Below are 538 nucleotides of genomic sequence, written 5' to 3'. Positions count from 1 at the left end.
TTCCGCACCCGACCTTGCCGCGCTCCTGTGCAGCCGGGTCTGCCACGACATCATCTCGCCGGTCGGCGCGATCAACAACGGCCTTGAATTGCTCGATGAGGGCGGCGCCGACGAAGACGCCATGAAACTGATCCGCCAGAGTGCCAAGAACGCTTCGGCCCGGCTGCAATTTGCCCGCATTGCCTTCGGCGCCGCCGGTTCCGCCGGCATGATGATCGACACCGGCGACGCCGAGGCTGTCGCCATCGCCTTCCTGAAGAACGAGAAGCCGGAGCTGGTGTGGAACGGAACCCGCGCGCTCCTGCCCAAGAACAAGGTCAAGCTGCTGCTCAACCTCATTCTCGTCGCCAACGCCGCCATCCCGCGCGGCGGCAAGCTTGTCGTCACACTCGAGAATCTCGACGCCGAGCCGCGCTTTGCGCTGTCGGCCAGCGGTCCGATGCTGCGCGTGCCGCCGAAATTCCTCGAACTGCATTCCGGTCATAAGCCCGAGGAGCCGATCGACGCCCATTCCGTCCAGCCCTACTACACGCTGCTC

General features: G+C 64.9%; 1 protein-coding gene. It reads left to right on the top strand.

Annotated features, from left to right (window positions below):
• The coding region (locus EN742_RS37150; RefSeq protein WP_128333999.1) for a histidine phosphotransferase family protein at positions 1-538 on the top strand (538 nt) is incomplete at both ends.

Origin of the sequence: Mesorhizobium sp. M4A.F.Ca.ET.020.02.1.1, assembly GCF_004022645.1 — a bacterium.
GTDB lineage: Bacteria > Pseudomonadota > Alphaproteobacteria > Rhizobiales > Rhizobiaceae > Mesorhizobium.
This window is presented reverse-complemented; position numbering and strand designations above follow the sequence as displayed.